We start from the raw sequence: 14,925 nt of genomic DNA, 5'->3' as shown, positions 1-14,925 counted from the left end.
CCAGGTGAGGCTTTTTTGGTCGATTTGAACCCCTTCGCGCTCAAGTAAGGTTAGAATGGCGTCCACTGCTTCCTGTGCTGAATAATCCCCGTACTCTTGCCTGAAATTCATCTCTCCGTACCTCCTTAATTACCAACTCCGTGGCTCAAATACTTTAGGAACTATTATCCTAGGCCTATCTGTATATGCTTTATATAATTTATCGGCTTTTATGTCAAGTCTTATTTCTGCTTAAGACTTTTGCACAGTGATATTGGTAAAAAGAATGAAATGAGGTATATGTTTGGTTAAACGATTGGGTTGAACGATTTTAATCCCTACTGTAAAGCAAAAACTTTCATTATTCAGATTCAGCTTGAACTCTTTTGAGTTTCACTTGAGCGCACCTTTCAGCTACAGCGGCTCTAATAAACGATCCTAGTTCATCTTTTTTCCCGTATTTTGGGCTATGACTACTTATAACCCTAGAAGTTTTCAAAAATTGAATTAAAGCAGTCTTTGCTGATTTTTTCTTAGCAGGATCAAATACTCCAAAAGGCAAACCACCATTATTTTTTATTAAACTAAAACAGGGTATATCCGTAAGCCCATCACCAACGTATATCATATTTTTAAAAGGGATCGGTCGACTTTTTTCCGGAATATTCTTATTCACCAAATATGGGTTTTTAATAGTATCCTTTGGATCTATCCCTTTATTTATTTCAAAAAGATATCGTGTTTTTTCTGTAAAGGTCACGCATCTTTTAATATACTTTAGAATGCCACTATCTTTATCCCCAGCTAGTTGGCATCCATATACAGCTGTAAAATAATCTTGGATAATGCCACAACCCTCAATTATTTCTTGCAAGCCACCCGAAATCACGAAGAACTTAATTTCCATTCCTGTACGTTTGGCAATTTTAGTAAGGTCTTCGAAAAGTTTTGGTAGCCCAGAATAAAAAAGCTTATTTATCTTATTTTTACCAAAATCAGCAAGATCTCCGTTTGTTAATTCACCGAAAGGTTTATCTTTTCCTATATTCTTAATTAAAAGATTAAGATATGCGTGCGCAGGATCATATCCAGATAGAACTAACTTTTTTACTTCTTTCTTCCAAAAAACGTTTGGGTTAATGCCATATTCCTGCAGAAGCGAGGATGTTGTATCAGGAGCAAGAGTGTCATCAAAGTCAAAGATTAATGCCAATGTTGAGCACATCTAACAAATGCCCTTCACCATGATCAATTAAATTCCGCTTGGATTGAATGACCTAGAACTCAAATATCAGACTTCGATTCGATAAAATATCAAACTGAATGATTATTCATCTTGCTTGGAATGATTAGCGGCCTGCTTAGCTCTAGATTTGTCAATTTGGATTGTTAAACTAATAAGTTTTCTTGTGATTGAATTCAACATTTTAGGGGTTACTACACTTATTGTTCTAGCAGAAACTTTCCTAGAGGAGGCCTTTACAGATGCTTTCACAAGAGATGTTTTAGGCATAGATAACCCTCCTTACAGTTTTGAATGTGGATTGTATTACAAACAGGCAATTTCGTCAATAAATTTTTTCTTCTGCTATTATTACACGCTTAAGGTCAGTTTCTAGTAGTTATTGCAATACTGCTTTAAATTTCTTTAAAATATCTTGTTTAAGATATCTGCAAATAAGAATGGCGGCGGAGGGAATCGAACCCCCGACAAAGGCCTTATGAGAGCCCTGCTCTACCTCTGAGCTACGCCGCCGAATTTCGCCTGTTTAGTACATAGCTTAAAATTTTAAAATCTTGGGGTGAAATACATTAAGTACTAGTAGTGGAGATTATATCACGGAAGGTTCAAGCTTCAAGCTGGCCTAATAGCAAAAAGATGCAGGTTTAAGATACCTAAAAACTGGCGATTTGACTCGGCCGGTCTGACTATTAAAATTTTTAGAAGATAATCACTCTCATCAAACCTAAACTTGAAAGAATTTTTCGAATATAAAAAATTCCTCTTGACAATTTAAGTAGAATACTTTATTTTTATATTAAAAGTTAAATTTAGCACTTATAAATCATCCTCCATCCTCCTTTAAGATGGTGGGAATGTTCCCCGGAGCGGGGACATTCCCACTTATTTTTTTATTATAACTGTAATTGACTAAACACCCTTTCGATAGATTCTGTAAACTCGGCTTTTAGGCCGTCCTAGGAATATTTGGGCTTGGGTTAATTCTGACGCCTTTTTTGTGACAATAAAGGGCTTAAGCTTTATTTAGTTTGCCTGGGTAGATTCCAGCTCGGCCTTAGAATTGGCCCCTAACCTGATTTTCGAAGACGCCTCCATAGCACACTTTCCGTTGTAAGTTCCGCCGTCTTCTATAATCAGGGATTTAGTAGATACATCCCCGTAAACGCTTCCGCCTTTTTTAATCTCCATTCTCTCCGACTCGACGTTACCCTCTACTTTCCCATACACTATGACCTCGCTCGCCCTGACCTCGCCCGAAACCACCCCCTTATCCCCGATAATAAGACTTCCTTTTCCCTTGATGTTTCCTACTACATTCCCGTCCACCCTGGTGGATGAAGGAGAGGTGATATCTCCCTCGAATAAGCAGCCTTCGCCTATCAAGGTAGTAATCTCGTTTGATTTGGTAGTGGCATTTTTCATGTTCTTATCCTTTCCAAACATTTTCTGCTACCTCAAGGACAAATATTTCTCCGGGTTTAAATTTTTGCCGTTTCTTATCACCTCGTAGTGTACATGTGTACCTGTAGACCTCCCAGTAGAGCCGGCATAACCAATTATATCCCCGGATTTAACCTCTTGTCCTTTCTTTACCTCTATCTCCGATAGATGCCCATAGAGCGTTTCATACCCATCTTTATGCTTAACAATAACCGTTTTCCCGTAGCCCTTTTTCCAGTCGGCATGGCCCACCACCCCATCCGCAGTGGTAATTACGGCTTGTCCAGGCTTGGCTTCTATATCGATACCTGAATGAAAAGCCAACCTATGGTTAAATGGGTCTTTTCGATAGCCGTAAGTAGAGTTGACCTCTCCAGACAAGGGTTCGCCCACCGGGAAATTTGCCATCACGTCAAATAAATCGTCAATATCATCGTCTATAAAATCGACGTAGGACAAATTCAACCCATCAGCCGCTATATAGCTACCGCCGACTGATAATTCCCTTTTTATTCCCTTCTTGGCCAAGAGCTCTTGCATCTCTATAAGTTTTCCCTCTATCTCCATAAATTTTTCCTCTAACTCCTTCTTTGCGAGTTCGCTTTCGTCCAAATTCCGGCTTAAAAAGTCAATCTCGATTACAAGCCGTTTTGAAAGCTCTTTTTTCTGGCTTGCTTTCTTGTAAAAGATATAGCTGGTCATAAAAGAAGTCATAGAGAGTAAGGTTAACCCTATCAAAGTAAAAAAGGCTATCTTCACCTGAAAGAGCCTCACGGTGATCGATCTTACGTCCTTTCTATTCGGGGTAACCATCAGAATGGTCATGCGCTCCTTTTCCATAGCACCCTCCTTCAAGAAATCGGTTATTTGGTAGTAACTCTGCCGAGAAAGTTACTTCTTTTGGATTTAGAACTACGGGCGAAAGTAAAAAGCCGCATCCATAATGCCTAATTCCCTCGGAAAGTGCAATAGCCGGAGAAAAAGTACGGAACACGGCCTAAGTATGGTAATTATCCCCTTTTACGGTACCGATAAATGACTCAGGGAGTTTTTTCGCGGTGCAGACAAAATGCATAAGACTTTAGTTTGGTAATATATGGACCTAAGCCGAATGCTCGACAGGAGCCCAAAAAAGATAAGCTGATTGTTTAAGAGACCTAGCCCGGTTAATGCGGTATTCCTTCGGGCGTAATTGTATTCCAGCCCAAGGTCTAATAATATCTCTATTTATTTTTGGTATATTATGTTAAGTTTTGAGTCGATTAATAACTCGGTTTGAATTGAACTCACTAGACAGGGCAGGGGATAATTCGGTTAGAATATCTCTTGCTCAGGGGAGGAGATAATGTGCACTAAAAGGATTCTCATCGTAGAGGATGACGAAACCGTAGCCAATCTAGAAAAGGCGATTTTAGAGGGAGAGGGATTCAATGTAGAAATCGCCAGAGACGGTGTAGAAGGATTGGAGATGATTAACCACGATGGCTACGAGGTGATAATCTCTGACTTTACAATGCCAAGAATGATGGGAGACGAATTCTATCTCCGGGTAAAAGAACTGAACCAGGACCTGGCCAAAAGAATCATATTCGTCACGTCGGCCGCGAATGATTTCATGAGGTCAACCGGTAATAGATTACTGGAGAAACCTTTCTCAAACCAGCAACTGATTCAGACCGTAAAGGATTCCTTTGAATCCATGGTTAATCGACCGGAATCCACTAAAATCGACCTCTTACATTTTTTCCTCGGTGCTAAGGAGGCGACCATAGGGAAAGCCATAAAGGAATTTTCCTTCAAGACTCCAAAAGTAGAAATAATAGATGAAAAAGAAGACCTAATCAAAGCGTATGTAACCACCAGTGAAGGCAGCGATTTCCCGGTTACACTCTCTCCAAGAGCCCAGACCTGCGGCTGTAGGGATAGCTTTCAGAAGGGTGAGGTGTGTAAGCACGTTATAGTGCTGGTTTTTCACCTACTAAGGGAGAGGAACAACTAACTTCCTTGAGCCCTTAGCTTGCCCCACTAACCGAATATAGACATTCTCAATTTAAGGAATATTTGACAAATTTTGTTAAGTTTTTAATGCCCTAGGCAAGACTATTTTAAATTTAGCCTAAAAAGGTAGTGATTAAGGCGGATTAATTATAGAGAATGTGGCATCGTTTTTGCCAACATTTAACCCGGAGTTTGAATTACGCCATAGGAGCAAGCAGGAGAGATAACGAAATGTCCACCGAAAAAGTATTAGTCGTCGAGGATGAAGAAAACCTGGCTCAGTATATAAAGTTCACCCTTAATAACCTGGGATACGACGTCCCGGCAGTGGTATCCTCGGGTGAGGATGCTATTCAAAAAACAGGAGAGCTCAAGCCCGACCTGGTGCTGATGGATATTGTGCTCAAGGGAGAAATGGACGGCATCGAGGCGGCTGAGCGAATCCGCACCATTTTTGATATCCCGGTTATATATCTTACCGGCTATACCGACACCAAGACTTTAAAGCGGGCAAACATAGAAGAGCCATTCGGTTACCTCCTCAAGCCTTTCCAGAAAAGGGAGCTGCACACGGCCATAGAGACGGCAATCTATAAACACCGCATGGTGCGTAAATTAAACGAGAGCCAAATGCAGCTTGCGTCCATGCTCGAGATTCTGGAGGACGGAGTGATCGTAAGCGATAAAGGAGGGTATATAACTCTCGTCAATGCTGTCGCTGCATCGATGATCGGAGGGAACAAGAAAGACATCATCGGCAAAAATCTGGGAGAGATATTCCAGTTCCGTGACCAAATGGGCCGGGATATAGGCGATGGCTACCTTACATCCCTGGTCGATGATAATGAAGCGAACGGCGGGAAACTCAATCATGCCGTACTCACCAGATCTGACGGCCTGGAGAAAGAGATGAGATATAGAGCCCTATCGACTAAGGACGAGAAAGGCGATGTGACCGGATTTTTTATAGTACTGCCCAAGTTTGCCGAATCAAATCATTCGAGCGATGAACTATTTAGAGAACACGAAGAACTGAAAAGACGGCTTCAAGAATTATCCGCGGAGCTTGAAGAGGCTAAAGACGCTTTGCAACTCGAGATGAACGAACGTATTCGAGCCGAAGAGGTTTTCAGGCAACACTTTGCTGAATTGTCCAGAAAGAATAAATACCAAACCCTCATCAGTGCCATAACCCACAGCATCCATAAGTCGGTGAAAGTAGAAAAGGTTTTGGAGAGTACCGTAGAGGTCATCAGTAATAGCCTGGACAATGCGGATTATGTGGCAATTTTCCTGGTCGAGGGGCAAGACGCCGTCCTTAAGGCTCATAAAGGTTACCCCGATTCTTCCTTGGAAAGAATGAGCAGAATTACCTATCCCAAAGACACTACCTGGAAAACTATTATAGAGGGAAAGGCTCTATATCTTGCCGACCTGGAACAGGAAATGTTTTCCAATACCGAAAGAAAAGAGCTGGAAGCAAAAAGCCTTATATCTCTACCCATTTCCTCAAGGGGAACGGTCATCGGTTGCATTAATGTTCATTCCACAAGGGAGAACGCCTTCAACGGAGAAGAGCTAAAACTTCTCGAGGCCATATCCAAACAATTAGAAATAGCGATCGACGACGCGGAATGGGCCGAGGCTCTAAGGCAATCGGAAGAGCGCTACCGTATGTCGTTCAATCAGTCACCCATTGGGCTTCTACTTTTCGATAAAGAATTCAAGATAACCCACTGCAACGAACGGCTGTCGGAGATTATTCACTATCCCCAGGAAAAGATAATAGGACTTGATATGCGGAACCTAGAAGGGCTAAGCTCGCCCCCTGAAATGAATAGGATATTCGAGGGAGAGTCATCCCGGTTTGAAGCTATCTTTGAAGCAAACACGGCCTCAAAGTTGTGGCTATCGATGTCTCTATCCCCTCTACGCGGTAATGATGGAGAAATCATGGGCGGCTTAGCGGTTGTAGAGGACATTACCAACCGGAAGGTTATAGAAGATGCCTTTTCCCAGGAGAAGGAGCGCTTATCGGTGATCCTGCAGTCAATTGCAGACGGGCTAATAGTCACCGATACAAGAGGAAAGATTGTTATAATGAATAAAGTCGCCGAAGAGATCACCGGATGGAACAAAGAGGAGGCCCTTAATAAGTCCGTAGAAGGGATTTTTTTGATAATAAATAAGAGGACGCGCAAGCTCTCTGAGAATCCGGTAGACAAGACGATAAAAACAGGCTGGACTGGGGGGCTCAATAAGGATACGGTACTTATAACCCGGAATAAGGAAGAGAAATTCGTCTCCGCCAGCAGCTCTCCCATTCGAGATAAAGAAGGGAAAATTATCGGCGTGGTACTGGTATTTCGGGACATAACCGAACGGAAGAAAATAGATGAAGAACTACTTAAAAACCAGAAGATAGAATCCTTGAGCACGCTTGCCGAGGGTATAGCGCACGATTTCAATAACATCCTGACCGGTATTCTGGGAAACGTCTCCCTTGCCAAGATGTATGTCAATCCCAGCGATAAGATCTATAAAAGACTAACTGAAGCAGAAAGATCGTGCTTCAAGGCCGCGCACTTGACCAAACAGCTCATCACCTTTTCAACGGGTGGGACTTCTACTAGAAAAGTAACATCCGTGAAGGAACTTCTGAAAGTCTCGACCAGCTTTGCACTCAGGGGCTCCAACGTGAAGACTGAATTCTATCTGCCTGAAGACCTATGGTCGGCAGAAATAGACGAAAGGCAGATAAGCCAGGTCATATACAACCTGGTGATAAACGCCCAGCAGGCTATGGATGACGGAGGGATAATAAAGGTAACTGCGGAGAATTTTACCATGGTATCGGGGAGTGAACTCCCGGTAAGGGAAGGCAGATATGTGAAGATAACCATAGAAGATGAGGGAGTAGGGATATCAGAAGAGAATCTCTCCCGGGTCTTCGACCCATATTTCACCACAAAGCATAAGGGAAGCGGGCTGGGCTTGGCCACGGCATACTCCATAGTCCGGAACCACGACGGGTACATCGGCGTGGAGTCCAAACTGGGGGCAGGAACAAAGGTTTACGTCTATCTGCCGGCAACCGAGGAGGCCATACCGCTAGAAGAGGAGATAATACCGGAAGGCTCGACCGAAAAAGCACCATACGGTAACAAGGCAAAAATACTAGTGATGGACGACGACGAGATAATAAGAAAGGTAGCTGCAGAAATAATAAGCCATATCGGATATGAAGTAGAGTTGGCAAAAGAGGGCGGTGAAGCTGTAGAGCTATATCGTAAAGCCAAGGAGATGAACGAGCCTTTCGATTTGGTCATATTGGACCTTACAGTACCCGGCGGAATGGGGGGCAGGGAGACTATAAATAGGCTTTTGGACCTAGACCCGGGAATAAAAGCGATAGTCTCGAGCGGATATTCAAACGACCCGGTAATATCAGATTTCCAGAAATACGGGTTTATGGGAGTCGTCAACAAGCCGTATAGCATCGAGGAATTGGGCAAAAAGATACGCGGGGTGATCGGGAGAGAAGACTACATCACGAATTAAAAGGCTTTGATCCTTCTGGAACTATGCTCAGGTTTGCCGGGCTATAGTATTCAGGAATCACTAAGGAAACTCTTCAATATATCTTCCATACCCGAAGTGGCCATCTTCTTTAGAGCGCCTTTCTCGATCTGTCTTATCCGCTCACGCGTAAGATTAAACCTTTTGCCAATCTCGTCCAGGGTGTTTGTACCCTCCTGGTCAATCCCAAACCTTAACTTGATTATCTCTCTCTCCCTGGGCGTCAATAGTGATAAAGCCTCCCTAATCCTCCCTCCCAGTGCCGCCTTGGCCATTAAAGAATCAGGAGACACTGAATCCTCGTCCACTACGAAATCCAGGAGAGTCGCTTTCTCCCCTTCCAGTATGGGAGAGTCTAGACTGGTAGTGTCATTCTGCGCTTTAAGAATCCTGTTAACAATTTCTGGGGAGATCCCACACCTCCTAGCAATTTCTTCGGGCGTAGGCTTTCTCCCCAATTTTTTGCTGAGCACCGAGGCCACCCGGAAGACCTTATTTGACTGCTCCAGCAAATACACCGGTACTTTGATCGTCCTGGTCTGCTCCTGAAGCGCCCTAAGCACCGCCTGGTGTATCCACCACGAAGCATAGGTCGAAAACTTAAATCCTTTAGTATGGTCGAATCTATCCACCGCCTTCATCAACCCGGAATTCCCTTCCTGGATCAGGTCAGATAATGGCAGGGCTTGCCCTCTATATCTATTGGCTATGCTGACGACCAATCTCAAATTGGCCTTCACAAATCGGTCTTTTAACTCCTTCGCCCTGTCTGTGTAAGCCCTCATCAAGGCATTTAGCCTTTCTACTCGCTTTAGCGGGTATTTCCCCCTACCGTTCCGACCGGGCCTTCCCCCGCGCTTGCCGGTATCCATTTCTGATAATTTTTCCAGAAGAGAACTTATTTCCCTGGCCTTGGCCTCACACTTCTTTATCTTTGCAGAGATCTCTATTTCTTTTTTTGAGTTAAATAAGGGCTCTACCGCCATGTCCTTGAAATAGGCGTTGAGCAACCGGAAACTCTCATCAGGAACGTATTGTTCGTCCTCCCCCTCAACTCGATGTGCCTGCTCTTCAACAAGCCCGCCCCTCTCCTCATCAACTACCGGGTTGTCCTCTACATCAAGTGGGAAGTAAGACCCCTCCTCCAGCATTTCTTCATCAAATTCCATGTACTTTACTTCCATACCCTTTCCCTTTACTGATAATGTAAATTCTGATTGTTAGATAGATTTCAATCCATCTAAGATTCAGGTTATCAGTGTATCCATAATTGAATATTAAGAAATCTACCCGCCCCTTACTGTCTCTAAACCCTTCTCCGTGTTAAAATAATCATTCCGTTTATAGGTTTCAAGTAAAACGCCGTAATTGGTCTAGCTTTCAGATAATTAGAGCAAATTATCATAATCCGACCGGGCGATAATGGAAAAGTGGAAAAAAACAGCGGTACTCCGTATAGTCAAGTATCGAGCAACCCCAACTCCTTTTTACGAGCCAATTAACCCCCCTACCGGTTGCCACTGCTATAGGCGAGACTCGTAAGTACTACTTCTTGGCTGAGGAATAGTTTTTTGCTACCTGTTCCCAATTTACAACATTCCACCAGGCGGCTATATACTCCGGGCGGCGGTTCTGGTATTTAAGATAATAGGCGTGCTCCCAAACATCTATACCCAGAATAGGGCTGAGTCCATCGGAAACCGGGTTATCCTGATTGGGAGTAGAGGTAATAATCAACTTCCCTTCTTTATCCACACACAGCCAAGCCCATCCGCTCCCAAAGTGACCGGCTGCAGCTTTAGAAAACTGGTCTTTGAAACTTGCGAAACTGCTAAAAGCAGAATTAATAGCCTTGCCTAGCTCTCCGGAAGGCTCGCCTCCTCCATTCGGGCTCATCATGGGCCAAAACATGCTGTGATTAAGATGGCCACCGCCATTGTTTCGCACCGCGGTACGGATACCCTCCGGCACTGCGTTTAGGTTTTTTATCAGGTCCTCCACACTTTTCTTCTGCAGGTCGGGATACTTCTCCACCGCGGCATTAAGGTTATTTACATATGTTTGATGGTGTTTTGTGTAGTGAATTTCCATAGTGCGTGCATCAATGTGCGGTTCTAAAGCATCATAAGCATAAGGTAGTTTTGGCAATTCGTAAGCCATTTTTGCACCTCCTTCTAAATTTTCGTTGCCCAGAGAGTTGGTATCGACTCCTAAGACCCAAAAAGTAGTTACCGTGTAAATACCCAGTTTTAAAAACTCCCGTCTCCTGTCGCCCAAGCTCGATATGCCTTTGTATTCAGCCATAACTCTTAGAGAATCAAGAGAGTTTAAGTATAATGTATAAGACAAGTAAGTAGGCAAATAGCCAGTAACCAAAAAATATTATAACTTTTTAATACAGTAGTGTCAAAATAATAATAACTAACAGCCAGTTAGCTTATTCAAAATATTAAATGAAGGAAGACTACATAATAGAACTCAAGGATGTACACAAATCCTTTAACTCAAAAAAGGTACACACCGGCGTTAGCCTGTCCATTAAGAGGGGTGAGAATATAACCATACTCGGTGGCAGTGGTTCGGGAAAAAGCGTCCTTCTCAAAGAGATCACCGGACTCATAAAGGTGGATAGGGGAGAGGTTATCATAGAAGGTGAAAACATTGTCCCGATGAGTGAAGAGGAGCTTATCCACGTGAGAAAAAAAATAGGGATGCTTTTCCAGGGGGCGGCCCTTTTTGACTCACTCACCGTCGCCGAGAATATCGCCTATCCTATCCGGGAGCACTTCAAACACACCGAAGAGGAGATAAGGGATATCGTAGCAAAGAACCTGGAGCTTGTAGGACTCCCCGGAATCGAGGACAAATACCCCTCCGACCTGAGCGGCGGCATGAAAAAGCGGGTAGGACTGGCTAGGGCAATGGCTATGGAACCAAAGATTTTGCTCTATGACGAGCCTACTACCGGGCTAGACCCGCCAAACATAAGCAGGATCAATCATTTGATAAGGAATATGCAGGGGAGGTTTGGAATAACCGGTGTGGTTATCACCCACGACGTGGTGAATAGCGCTTTTCCGGTCTCAGATAGAATCGCCTTCCTTTACCGGGGGAAAATCGTATTCGTAGGAACTGTAGAGGAAGCCAAAAACACCAATATCAAGGAACTGAGCGATTTTATCCACGGAAGGCTGGACGAGGAAGACTGAGCCTTTTGTGAAATTCAAAATTCACCGCCCGCTTCTTCTAAACCTTCCACCTTTACAATCTTCCAGCCGGACAGCCTGGATTTTTTTAAAGTAACAGTAATATTAGAACTAGAGTCCAAGTCCCCCAGTATCGGCGTCGGGATACCCGACTTCATACCCCAAACTTGGATATCCAGGTTTGCTACCCCCTGCTTTTCTCCCCCTTCGGTTTCGTTAATCGAAGCCTTCAGCCGAGAATATTTGCCGTCAAAGCTGTCGAACTTATCAAAGTAGGTTTTAACGATGTTTTTCACTACTGGGTAACTAGCCCCGTATTCATCTCTATAGTTCAGGGAGAAATGCATCATTACCCCGTCCAGGTCCTTTTTCTTTCCGGACTCCAGGGCTTGGTCGAGGAGGGCCGCTACCTCTCGGGTATCATCGCCAGAGGGATAAAAAAGGTAGGTTAAAATTACCGCTACGACCGCTATGAAAATGAGGTACTTTTTCATGTCTATATTTGAGGGCTTATTCCTTAATCACATGAATGTCTTGACTCTAATGCCGCTTCCATCCGTAAGGACCGTTACATTGCCGTATATATCGGTCGGCATCACCCGCATCCCCTGGTTTTTAGCACCTCGAAACCGGGTTAAGAAGCTTGGATAACGGCTCGTCACCATAAACTTAGGAGAAACAGAATAGATGAAATCCACGGCCCTGATCCCGTATATTCCCGGCAAGTAAATAACGCTACTTGCTATCCTTTCCCTGTAAATTTCTAAAAGTTCGGTTTGGACAGCATCTTCGGCTATGCCTTCCCCAAAAATAAAACTTACCCGGCCAAAAGTCAACTTTAAAAGGAGCGGATAGGGTCTTGACGAGTCCTTAATCTCGAATTTCCCTCGCGGCTTTATGAAGTCTAAGCGTACCCCCTCTATCTCGAATGTTTCTACGTCATCGAGCATGTTTTTCCAACTTACCCTCTTTTCCCTTATTATTTCCCATAGCTTACCGTCAAGTCTTGACCCGTTAGTCCATATCCTCTCTATCTTCAACTTCTGAAGTAGGCTCTTAGCGCCCTCCAGATGCTCCTTATCCAGTGAGGTCAGGATCAGGTAGTCAATCCTGGTACTTCCCGACTCCAGGACAAAAGGGATAACGACGCTTCTTTCGATGTATCCCCCTCGTTCGTAATAGGAAAATCCACCGTCAATTAGGATCGTCCTTTCCTGGGGGAGCCTAGCAAACACTATATTTCTTTCCCCGGCGTCGAGGAAATTAACCTCCAGAAGCCCCCTGTTTGGTTTATTCAGAAACCCGTAGCCGGCAGTAGCAATAAAACCGACGATGCAAAGGGGCAAGATAAACCTGAGCCTCGGGTGAATCTTCCAAAGAAGAAGGGGTATTAATACCAGTGCGTAGAAAAACCAGCTCGACATCTTAACATACGGGATGGTCAAAGAGGAAAGGGGGATGCTTAAGAGCCGTTCCGTTCCCCAGAGGATCGACTTAATCAGCATGACATCCACGAACAGAAGCGCCTCGGCCAGTGCTCCAGATAAAAGAAAGGCCAAAAAAGAAAGAAGCCCGACCGGGACGACCAAAAACTCCACAACCGGTACGAAGATGAGATTTGCCGGTATAGACACGAGCGGAAGGACTCCAAACGAGTTTATGATCAAGGGAAGGGTGACGAAGGAAGCTGCAGCAGTCGTCTTCATGCTTGTTAAAAATTTATTTTTAAAGGTGTTCAACTTGAATGGGTAAAACCTGTGCATAAGGAGTATCCCTAGTACTGAACCAAAGGATAGTTGGAATGATAGCTCGAATAGCGCCCCTGGGTGCCAGAGGAGTATGATAAAGGCGGCAACGCCAAGGGTATTGAACTTATTCTCATCCCGGCCCGCAACTACCGAGACCAAGTACACCGACGCCATTATGAATGCCCTCACCACCGGGTGGTCAAACCCGGCTATAGCTGTATAGAGAAAGATGGGTATGATTGTGAACGCAGCGGCGAGCCTCGGAACCTGGAACCTTAGAAGAAGATAACGAGAGCGCTTTAGAACCCACTTGGTCAGTACATAGAAAACAAGGGCTACCGCCCCTACATGTAACCCGGATATGGACAAAAGATGAGCGATCCCTGCCTCGGAAAAGAGGTTTCTCAAATGGGGAGGCAACACCCCTTGGTCCCCAATTACCACCGCATTTATAATCTCGCTTTCTGGAAAGGCGGTTTTATCTCTCACAAACTGTCCGAATCGGCCCCGGAGTTTATCGAGGTAGTGTAGGAAGAAATTAGAAGAGTTATCCCTCCCGAATGATATAACCTGCTCATCTCCGGGGACGAACCCGGTAGCATAAATGCCCTGCCTTTCATAGTAGCCCTTGACGTCAAAACCTCCCGGGTTTTTAAAGTTCTTGATGGGACGAAGCTTGGTACCGATCACCCTTATCCTATCCCCGTAGCCTACCCCCACCATTCTTTCTTCCGAAGTTATTATTACCCTCCCGGATACCTCCTTCTCTTCTCCCTTGATAAAAACACTTTTGACATCGATAAAGAACCTCGACCCCCTCTCTCTGCTTTCTGGAGACCTGAACACCACACCCTCGACATCGATACGCTCTTCGGTAAAGTGAGATACATGATTTTCCGGAAGTACTGTTTTCGCAGAGAATAAAATGCCCAGCGGGATAAAAACTAAGAAAATAAGCTGTGGCCTAAAAATAGATATAGCCCCAAAGACGGGTGAAAGAATAGAGATAAGTAGCCACCCGTCTCCGACCCATTCTTCGAGCAGTATTCCCAGGATAAATCCAAGGAGAGGAGGAAGAATTTTATACTTTGAGAAAAGCAAATCCATGTCTTCACTGATTCGAGTTCGAAGCCAAGAGAAAAAGCTAAACCTAAAACCCATAGCCCTAGGCTGATTGCAACAACTTGCTTACAGCTATGCCCAACAGACTAGGGTTCCTCCCGCCTGACTAAAACCACGGCATAAGCGGCTATGCCTTCCCCTCTACCCGTAAATCCCATACCGTCCGTCGTGGTCGCTTTAATTCCCAGACATTCCTCTGGAAATTCAATCACCGAGGAGAGTTTCTTCTTAATTTGAGGAATGTAGGGTGAAAGCCTGGGCTTCTCACACACCAAAACGCTGTCTATATTTTCAATCTTAAGACCTTTAGAACCTGATAAAGCTAGGGTTTCCTTAAGAAGAACTAGACTCGATATTCCTTGATATCTGGGGTCGCTATCCGGAAAATGAGTGCCGATGTCTCCTTCTCCGATTGCTCCCAGCACAGCATCGCAAATTGCATGTGTCAGCACGTCGGCATCCGAATGCCCTTCCAGTCCTAGCTCATACGTAATCTCCATTCCTCCTAAAATGAGCTTTCGTCCTTTTGAGAATCTATGAGCATCAAACCCGATACCTACTCGGTACATTATCCCCCCTTGACCAGGCCTCTCATCCGTCATTGCAGGCA

11 protein-coding genes and 1 tRNA gene are annotated in these 14,925 nt (G+C 44.4%); 3 read left to right on the top strand and 9 right to left on the bottom strand.

The features are described from left to right. Positions 1-340: 340 nt before the first annotated feature. The 4 genes from VNN20_15740 to VNN20_15725 form a co-directional block, all read right to left on the bottom strand. Positions 341-1,192 carry an HAD family hydrolase gene (locus VNN20_15740; protein HWP93643.1) on the bottom strand — a complete coding sequence of 284 codons (852 nt, stop codon included), beginning with the start codon at positions 1,190-1,192 and terminating at the stop codon, positions 341-343. A 471-nt stretch (positions 1,193-1,663) separates the two neighbouring features. Next, positions 1,664-1,735: transfer RNA gene (locus tag VNN20_15735), tRNA-Met, on the bottom strand. A gap of 510 nt (positions 1,736-2,245) precedes the next feature. Continuing rightward, positions 2,246-2,665 (bottom strand): polymer-forming cytoskeletal protein, encoded by a 420-nt coding sequence (locus tag VNN20_15730; protein ID HWP93642.1) that lies wholly within the window; start codon positions 2,663-2,665, stop codon positions 2,246-2,248. Between the two features lie 6 nt (positions 2,666-2,671). Beyond that, the gene (locus tag VNN20_15725; GenBank protein ID HWP93641.1) at positions 2,672-3,502 is read right to left on the bottom strand and encodes a M23 family metallopeptidase; all 831 of its coding nucleotides are present in this window, start codon (positions 3,500-3,502) and stop codon (positions 2,672-2,674) included. A 505-nt stretch (positions 3,503-4,007) separates the two neighbouring features. On the opposite strand from VNN20_15725, the gene VNN20_15720 reads away from it, so the two are divergent. Beyond that, positions 4,008-4,661 carry a response regulator gene (locus tag VNN20_15720; GenBank protein HWP93640.1) on the top strand — a complete coding sequence of 218 codons (654 nt, stop codon included), beginning with the start codon at positions 4,008-4,010 and terminating at the stop codon, positions 4,659-4,661. Between the two features lie 230 nt (positions 4,662-4,891). Continuing rightward, positions 4,892-8,221: a response regulator gene (locus VNN20_15715; GenBank protein HWP93639.1), complete on the top strand. Its 3,330-nt coding sequence runs from the start codon at positions 4,892-4,894 to the stop codon at positions 8,219-8,221. A gap of 50 nt (positions 8,222-8,271) precedes the next feature. On the opposite strand, the gene VNN20_15710 is transcribed toward VNN20_15715, so the two are convergent. Continuing rightward, positions 8,272-9,423: an RNA polymerase sigma factor RpoD/SigA gene (locus VNN20_15710; GenBank protein HWP93638.1), complete on the bottom strand. Its 1,152-nt coding sequence runs from the start codon at positions 9,421-9,423 to the stop codon at positions 8,272-8,274. A 361-nt stretch (positions 9,424-9,784) separates the two neighbouring features. Next, positions 9,785-10,399: a superoxide dismutase gene (locus VNN20_15705; protein ID HWP93637.1), complete on the bottom strand. Its 615-nt coding sequence runs from the start codon at positions 10,397-10,399 to the stop codon at positions 9,785-9,787. A gap of 293 nt (positions 10,400-10,692) precedes the next feature. On the opposite strand from VNN20_15705, the gene VNN20_15700 reads away from it, so the two are divergent. Further along, entirely contained in the window at positions 10,693-11,448 is a 756-nt protein-coding gene (locus tag VNN20_15700; GenBank protein HWP93636.1) for an ABC transporter ATP-binding protein, read from the top strand. A 14-nt stretch (positions 11,449-11,462) separates the two neighbouring features. On the opposite strand, the gene VNN20_15695 is transcribed toward VNN20_15700, so the two are convergent. The 3 genes from VNN20_15695 to ispF form a co-directional block, all read right to left on the bottom strand. Then, entirely contained in the window at positions 11,463-11,939 is a 477-nt protein-coding gene (locus VNN20_15695) for a hypothetical protein (GenBank protein ID HWP93635.1), read from the bottom strand. A gap of 27 nt (positions 11,940-11,966) precedes the next feature. Then, complete coding sequence (locus VNN20_15690; protein ID HWP93634.1) at positions 11,967-14,300, bottom strand: DNA internalization-related competence protein ComEC/Rec2; 2,334 nt, start codon at positions 14,298-14,300, stop codon at positions 11,967-11,969. A 101-nt stretch (positions 14,301-14,401) separates the two neighbouring features. Next, a complete protein-coding gene (gene ispF, locus VNN20_15685) occupies positions 14,402-14,884 on the bottom strand; it encodes a 2-C-methyl-D-erythritol 2,4-cyclodiphosphate synthase (protein HWP93633.1) in 483 nt (160 codons plus the stop codon). Between the last annotated feature and the right edge of the window lie 41 nt (positions 14,885-14,925).

The organism is Thermodesulfobacteriota bacterium, assembly GCA_035559815.1.
GTDB lineage: Bacteria > Desulfobacterota_D > UBA1144 > Nemesobacterales > CSP1-2 > DATMAT01.
Note: the sequence above shows the minus strand (reverse complement) of the source record. Positions and strands in the feature narration are given on the sequence as shown.